Genomic DNA, 7,414 nt, shown 5'->3' with positions numbered 1-7,414 from the left:
ACAAATTTTGAGACAGAAAAAAGACTGCCCCTTTTGAGACAGCCTCTTTTTTATTAAGATCAGAAAATTATTTAATTTCTACACATCCCACTCTTCCGCCTGCATTCCCGGTAGGCTGAGTATGGAAGTCATCTGCTGCTGCGTGTACAATAAGACCTTTCCCGATGATATTTTTAGATTCGTCAGTACATCCCAGACACCATTTTTCCGTTTTAAAAGTCAGTGTTGCATTTCCGTTCTGATCCGCCACTAAATTTCCGATGTCTCCCATATGGAAATGCTCAGCTCCCCATTTACCATGATCATCTTTTGCCGGATTCCAGTGTCCTCCTGTAGAAGTTCCGTCTGCTGCAGAGCAATCTCCTTTTTCATGAATGTGCACAGCATGAATTCCCGGAGTAAGGTTGGTAACGTCAAGTTTCATGACCACCTCATTTCCACTCTGGGTAAACTTTGCAGTTCCGCCCATTTGTGTCCCGCTTTTAGCGTTTACCGTGTACGTTTTTGTTGTTCCGCAAGAAACAACAAACAACGCACACCCTGCTAATAATGCTAATTTTTGTAGATTCATTTTTAAATGATTTAAAGTGATTTATTGAATAATCATATAAAATTAAAAATATTTTTTTAAAACACTTTATGATTCCTGTCTGTTTTCGGGAATTACGCAATAAAATACAAGCCGGCTTTCCCTAATCTTTATATTTTTGTGAATAAAAAAACCGGTGGAAGAATATAAAAAGAGAATCATAAAAACAATCCAATACATCGATCACCATCTTGACACCCGGCTCAGTCTGGAAAAAATTGCTGAAATAGGAGCCTATTCGCCATTCCATTTTCACAGGATTTTTAAAATGATTACCGGAGAAACCCTTCAAAGCTATATCATCCGGAAGAAAATTGAAAAAAGTGCCTTCTACCTTGCTGTAAAGAAAACAATTGGAATTAAAGAAATATATCTGGAGTTGGGATTTTCAGATCATTCGGCTTTCAATAAGACTTTTAAAAAATACTATGGAATATCCCCCTCAGAATTTCGCCGTTCTGCCCCCGGAAGTTTTCACAGGATCTTAGCTGTAGAAAGCAAGAACGGACAAGTCAGTACGGTTTTCGACCAATACATTTGCAATGTCGAAAACCTGTTAAACTGGACAAAAATGAATTTAAAAATTAAAGTAGCGGATTTGCAGGAAATGAATCTTGCCTCCGTAATGAGCCTCGGAACTGCAAATGTGGAATCTTCTTACGGGATCTTAATTGAATGGGCAAAAAAGAAGCATTTATTTCCTAAAGACCACGTTAAAATGATTTCTGTATATCATGACAGTTTCAAAGTAACACCACCCGCTAAAGTAAGAATACATGCCTGTATGCTGCTGGATAAAAAGCTTGAGGCACAGGAAGGAGAAATTTTTCCCGAAACTATTGATGCCGGAAAATGTGTAGTAGGAAGCGGAGAAGTGACCCTGAATGATTTTGAACAATGCTGGGTTTCTTTATTCTTGTGGATGAACGAAAACAGCTATACAATGCGAAAAGCCTTCCCTTTTGAGATCTATCATTCTAATTTTAAAGAACATCCTGAAGGCAAAATGTGGGTGGATTTTTGTATTCCTATCCATTAATTTGCGACTCAGGAGCCAAAGTATACCTTTCGGTAAGAAAATTTTTACCGGAAGGTTTTTCAATAGTATTTTTGATTCGAAAATTAACACCATGAAAACTGTGAAACAGAAACTATTATTTTTTATTGCCCTTTTATCCTTTATGATCAGCTATTCCCAGGTGAAAATCACAGGAAAAGTAACTTTCAGGAATAAAGGAGTAGGAGAAGTAAATGTAACGCTTAAAAGTACCTATGACGGGGCTACTACAGATACCAACGGGAATTTTTCCTTTGAAACCACTGAAAAGGGAAATTATAGACTCATTTTTACCCATCCTAAATATATTGATGTTGAAAAACCTATTGTTATTGAGAACCAGGAAATTTCTATCAGTGCAGAACTGAAAGAACAGATCAATGAGATCGATGCAGTGGTTGTTTCGGCAGGCTCCATAGAAGCAAGCGATAAAAAAAGAGCAACAGCTTTACTTTCACCAATTGATATTTACACGACGGCAGGAGCAGACGGGCAAATTTCATCAGCTCTGAATTATCTTCCCGGGGTCCAGAAAGTAGGGGAAACAGAAGGCTTATTTATCCGTGGCGGTACAGGAACGGAAGCCAAAATTTTTATGGATGGAAGTCTGATCAATAATTATTTCTCAAATTCAGTTCCGGGAATTGCGGGAAGAGACAGGTTTAATACTTCTCTTTTTAAAGGGAATATATTTTCAAGCGGGGGTTATTCGGCTTTGTACGGACAGGCTCTTTCCGGAGCGCTGATGCTTGAAAGCGTGGATCTGCCGGATAAGAGTTCTTATGATTTTGGGATTTCCCCGATCTTTTTAAGTGCAGGGTTTCAGAAATTAAGTGAAGATAAAAACCATTCTTACGGAGCTACTTTAGGTTATTCTCTCTTAAGTCTTATGCAGAATGTATTTAATTTTAATACCGATTTTATTGATGCACCCCAAGGGCTAAACAGTGATTTCAATTTCAGGATTAAAACAAAATCCGGTGGTTTTTTCAAATATTACGGGATGTATGATACCAATAAAATGGGGGTAAGATCAGAAAGCCTCGAACCCGGATATGGTTTTTCCCTTGTAAGACTAAAAGGGAAAAATACTTATCATAATTTATCTTTTAAACAGAAGTTCGGTAAATACCTTTTGAATGCAGGAACTTCCTATTCGTATAACAGATCAGACCTTAATTTCTCAACGGAAACCAATGAAAAAGAATCTCCAAAGACACAATTATTAACAGACGGAAATTATATCAATTTTAAAGCCGTTTTAGAAAGGAAAATTAATAAAATCAGTGCGTTAAGAGGAGGTTTTGAATTGAACAATACCGATGAAAAACTGAATTTTGAAACCGTTAATAAGCATTATAAAGATTTGATTTCTTCCGTATTTGTTGAAACAGATTTAGGATTCAGCAATCAACTATCTGCAAAAATAGGATTGAGGGCAGAAAACTCATCTTTTCTGAACAAAAGCAATATAGCTCCTCGCTTTGCATTAGCGTACCGGTTGGCTAAAGACTGGACGACTTCCATCGCTTATGGTCTTTTCTATCAGAACCCTGAAAGCAAATATATCAACGCCCCGGCTGACTTAGACTTTCAGAAATCCAGGCATTATATTTTTCAGCTACAGAGGTCATCAGAAGGAAGAAGCTTAAGGTTTGAAGCATTTTATAAGCAATATGATCAGCTGACAAAAGTGAAAAATATAGCCAATATCAACAATCAGAACCAGCCCGTTCAATCAGCGGTTAATAATGACGGATACGGTTATGCAAAAGGATTGGAGGTTTTCTGGAGAGATAAGAAAACTTTTGAAAACATAGATTATTGGATCAGCTATTCGTTTTTAGATTCCAAAAGAGATTTTATGAATTACCCGATGAGCTTAAAACCGAATTTTGCTTCAGAGCATACCCTTTCAGTAGTGGCTAAAAGATTCATCCCTGAATGGAAAACCGGAGTCAATTTATCTTATACTTATGCAAAAGGACGCCCTTATTATGATATCATAACGGAAAACGATATAAATATTATCCGTCACGAAGGAAGATTAAAAGATTACAATGCATTGAACCTGAGCTTTAATTATCTTCCGAACCTTGGGAAGAAAGATGCCAAAGCTTTTACCGTTTTCGTATTGAGTATTTCAAACGTGTTGGGAACCAAAAATGTGTACGGATATAATTTTTCAATATCAGATAATCCTGCAAAAAACTCGGCAGTAGTTCCTCCTGTCAATACTTTTGTCTTTATAGGTGCTTTTATCAGTTTCGGTGTTGATAAAACACAGGATGCTATCAATAATAATTTGTAAAAACAACAATAAAACCCAGATTTTAAGATTTAATTATAGAGATTAAATACATATCTTTGAATATTATACAAACTAACTTTAAAAAATTAGAAATAATGAAGAAATATCTATTAAGTTTTGCTTTAGCTTTCATGAGCATATCTGCTTTTGCTCAGGCTGATTACGAAAAAATAATGACTGAAAAAATCGCTAAGCTTGAAACATGTAAATCGGCTGAAGATTTCCAGGTTTTGGTGAATGACTTCCACAGAATAGCAGGAAAAGAAGAATCAAAATGGCAGCCCTATTATTACACAGCTTTCTCATTTATTCAGAAAGGAAGGGTGATGATGAGAGAAGGTAAGATGGATGAGCTTGATAATATTGCAGGGCAGGCTCAAAAGTATCTTGATGCTGCTCAAAGCGTTGATCCTAAAGATAATGCTGAAATTCATCTGTTGAAAAAAATGTCATATTCTTTAAGAATGATGGTCAACCCGCAGCAAAGGTACATGACAGATGGGACAAAAGCAGCAGAAGAACTTAAAATAGCTGAGAAATTAGATCCGGAGAACCCGAGAATTGCCCTGATTAAGGCTGAAGATACTTACTTTACACCTGAACAGTATGGCGGAAGCAAAACTAAGGGAATTGAAATGTTTAAACAAGCCCTGGCAAAATTTAATGCATACACGCCTAAAACTTCATTAGACCCGAACTGGGGTAAATCTGAAGCTGAATATTTCATTAATCAGCCTGCTAAATAATCAATAAAATTGATAGAAACTGAAAGTCTTCCGGAAACGGGAGGCTTTTATTTTTTGCCGTTCAGTACCGAAAATTAACGGGTCAGTAAAAAATAATTTTCGGTACATTTAATATCAACTAATTTTGAATCAAGAAATTCACTAATGAAACGCAAAAGCTTTATCATATTACTTTGGGTATCCATAGGAACGGCATTATTTTTCTTTTTCTTTTTTACGGAAGAAAAAACAATAGAAAACTTTATGCTTTCCTTTCTTATCTCTGCATTATATTCCTTTTTCCTGGGAGTAGGAAACGGCTTGATTAACGACTTTCTTAATAAAAAGTTTCCATGGTCTGAAGCAACAACAAAAAGGGCTTTTATAAGTGTTGTTTCAATTCTTGTTGCCAATTTTATCTTAGTGTATTTCTGTAACTATGTCAATTTTGTGTTTTTTCAGAAGGCTGCTACTGCAGAAGAATTTTTCTCCGGAAAATATAATTTCATCAATTGGTTTATGGTGAATATCGCCCTGCTGATCTCTGCTTTTCTTCATGCCAGAAGCTTTATGGAAGAGCTTAAAAAAACATCCAAAAAAGAGGTTGTAGAGCAAAAACTGATTGCAAAATCGGCAAATGCACAATTCGAAAGCCTGAAAAACCAGTTAGATCCGCATTTCCTTTTTAATTCATTAAACGTTTTAAGCTCATTAATTGACGAAAACCCAAAGCAGGCTCAGAAGTTTACCGCCTCAATGTCAAAGATTTACCGCTACGTTTTAGAACAGAAAGACAAAGAGCTCGTTACCGTTGAAGATGAAATAGAATTTGCAAAAACCTATTGTGATTTATTGAAAACCAGATTTGAAGGCAGTGTAGATTTTATCTTCGACGTGAAAAAAGAAGATTACAGAAGGTACGTTGTTCCGCTTTCTCTGCAGTTACTGTTGGAAAACTGTATCAAACACAATTTCGCGACTTCCTCAAAACCCCTGATCATTAAAATATTTTCTGAAAATGATACGCTTTGCATTGAAAATAACCTCCAGGTAAGAGAGCAGATGAAAGAAAGTGCAGGAATCGGGTTGGCGAATATTGTTCAGCGTTACTCACTGCTTACCAAACGAAATGTTTTTATTGAAAAATCTGAAGATTATTTTAAAGTAAAGCTTCCGGTTTTATCGGATAAACCTAATGCAGTCAGTATTAAAAACGAAGATAAGGATAAAGCTTATGAAAGGGCTCAGAAGAGGGTGAAAGAGATCAAAGGGTTTTACGGAAACCTTATTTCTTATTGCATCGTCATTCCGTTTCTGATTATTATAAACCTTGTCACTTCTTCAAAACATATATGGTTTTACTTTCCAATGTTGGGTTGGGGAATTGGCCTTGCAGCACACGGGATGAGTGTTTTTGCGATCGGAAAAAACTGGGAAGACCGTAAGATCCGGGAAATTTTAGAAAAAGAAAATAAACGTTAAATATCAACGATCATGAAACAGATTGACGAAAATGACATCCGCTATAAAGAAGCGAAGCGAAAAGTAAAAAAACTTAAAAACTTTTATGTTTTTACATTCATTTATTTTGCGGTCAACCTTTTTATCCTCTTTATGAATTACAGGGAATTAAAGCCGGGAGAAAGCATCTGGAGATTTCAGTATTTTGCCCTTCCTTTTTTCTGGGGAATTGGTCTGGTTGGCTATGGGATGAGCGTGTTTTTGCCTGGATTCGCTTTTGGAAACAAATGGGAGGAAAAAAAGATCAAAGAATTGATGGATAAAGAGAAATCTTAAAATCGCAAATTCGTTGAATACCCGACTGATAGATCTCTGGAGTTACGAATTCCGTTTTATGATTCGACAACATAAAAACTTCTAAAACCATCACAATGACTCTACATTACATTTTCTGCATTTCCATGGTCCTTTGGTTTGTGAGCGGGAAAATCTACAAATGAAAGTTGAAATCGGGAGAAAAAGACCATTCTGCCCTCAATATTTTTTTGATAGTTATTATAGCATCAGTTGCAGGAGCTGTAACTGTTTCCTACATCATTAAACTCCCGACTGCATCTTCCGGCCTGATCCTCTATCCGGGAGAATTTTTTATCCTTGCGGGAATCATCTTCAGATTGATTGTCATTAGATCTTTAGGAAAATATTTTACAGTAGATGTTACCATAAAAGAAGACCATAAAATAAAAAAAGAAGGCTTTTACCGGTATCTGAGACACCCGTCTTATGCTTTTTCTTTACTGACTTTTCTGGGACTCGGATTATTCCTGAATAACTGGCTCTCTTTTATTCTTGCATTTGTTCCTCCGTTTCTTGCATTCAGTTATAGAATTAAAATTGAAGAACAGGCTCTTGTGGAGCAATTCGGAGAAGAATATATCCGGTATAGAAACAGGACGAAGAAACTGATCCCTTTTATTTATTGAGGAACAAGACTGTAGATTGATAAAATCGCGAAATTGAAAAAGACTGACTGAAATATGGTTGTTAACCTGTTTTTGACAGTCTTTTTTATTCTACTGAAAACATTACAATTTTGCTTTTTGCTACGTTTTTACCCTTCAGAATTCATTTTCTACAGTTCAGTAACATAAAATTGATTAAGGATATTTTCCACCATACATTTGACTCAAGAAAACAAAAACAAATACAACCTTAAAATAACGTGAGTTCGATATAAGAAATTATACATTACTATAGAAAAAAGCGGAAAA

Annotated in this window: 7 protein-coding genes; 6 read left to right on the top strand and 1 reads right to left on the bottom strand. The window is 35.9% G+C overall.

Annotated features, from left to right (window positions below; genetic code table 11):
• Nucleotides 1-67 precede the first annotated feature (67 nt).
• Nucleotides 68-571, bottom strand: coding sequence for a superoxide dismutase family protein (locus PMI13_RS00035; RefSeq protein WP_007839341.1), 504 nt, complete (start codon nucleotides 569-571; stop codon nucleotides 68-70).
• Nucleotides 572-725: 154 nt separating this feature from the next.
• Here PMI13_RS00035 and PMI13_RS00030 point away from each other — a divergent pair, with 154 nt between their 5' ends.
• The 6 genes from PMI13_RS00030 to PMI13_RS00005 all read left to right on the top strand — a co-directional run bounded on the left by PMI13_RS00030 (nucleotide 726) and on the right by PMI13_RS00005 (nucleotide 7,126).
• Nucleotides 726-1,628, top strand: a complete 903-nt coding sequence (locus PMI13_RS00030; protein ID WP_007839340.1) for an AraC family transcriptional regulator — start codon at nucleotides 726-728, stop codon at nucleotides 1,626-1,628.
• A gap of 91 nt (nucleotides 1,629-1,719) precedes the next feature.
• Complete coding sequence (locus PMI13_RS00025) at nucleotides 1,720-3,957, top strand: TonB-dependent receptor (protein WP_007839339.1); 2,238 nt, start codon at nucleotides 1,720-1,722, stop codon at nucleotides 3,955-3,957.
• Nucleotides 3,958-4,052: 95 nt separating this feature from the next.
• On the top strand, nucleotides 4,053-4,703 hold the full coding sequence (locus tag PMI13_RS00020; protein WP_007839338.1) for a hypothetical protein: 651 nt from the start codon (nucleotides 4,053-4,055) through the stop codon (nucleotides 4,701-4,703).
• Nucleotides 4,704-4,847: 144 nt separating this feature from the next.
• On the top strand, nucleotides 4,848-6,164 hold the full coding sequence (locus PMI13_RS00015; protein ID WP_007839336.1) for a 2TM domain-containing protein: 1,317 nt from the start codon (nucleotides 4,848-4,850) through the stop codon (nucleotides 6,162-6,164).
• 12 nt (nucleotides 6,165-6,176) lie between these two features.
• Nucleotides 6,177-6,479: a 2TM domain-containing protein gene (locus PMI13_RS00010; RefSeq protein WP_007839334.1), complete on the top strand. Its 303-nt coding sequence runs from the start codon at nucleotides 6,177-6,179 to the stop codon at nucleotides 6,477-6,479.
• Nucleotides 6,480-6,646: 167 nt separating this feature from the next.
• Nucleotides 6,647-7,126 (top strand): methyltransferase family protein, encoded by a 480-nt coding sequence (locus PMI13_RS00005; protein ID WP_007839333.1) that lies wholly within the window; start codon nucleotides 6,647-6,649, stop codon nucleotides 7,124-7,126.
• Nucleotides 7,127-7,414: the final 288 nt, after the last annotated feature.

The organism is Chryseobacterium populi, assembly GCF_000282115.1.
GTDB classification, from domain to species: Bacteria; Bacteroidota; Bacteroidia; order Flavobacteriales; family Weeksellaceae; genus Chryseobacterium; species Chryseobacterium populi.
The sequence above is the reverse complement of the archived record's forward strand: the minus strand, read 5'-3'. Positions and strand labels throughout refer to the sequence as shown.

Bases quoted from the DNA above. Each gene is read 5' to 3' on its own strand.
- PMI13_RS00025 (WP_007839339.1), top strand. From the start codon at position 1,720: ATGAAAACTGTGAAACAGAAACTATTATTTTTTATTGCCCTTTTATCC.
- PMI13_RS00020 (WP_007839338.1), top strand. From the start codon at position 4,053: ATGAAGAAATATCTATTAAGTTTTGCTTTAGCTTTCATGAGCATATCT.
- PMI13_RS00010 (WP_007839334.1), top strand. From the start codon at position 6,177: ATGAAACAGATTGACGAAAATGACATCCGCTATAAAGAAGCGAAGCGA.
- PMI13_RS00035 (WP_007839341.1), bottom strand. From the start codon at position 571: ATGAATCTACAAAAATTAGCATTATTAGCAGGGTGTGCGTTGTTTGTT.
- PMI13_RS00015 (WP_007839336.1), top strand. From the start codon at position 4,848: ATGAAACGCAAAAGCTTTATCATATTACTTTGGGTATCCATAGGAACG.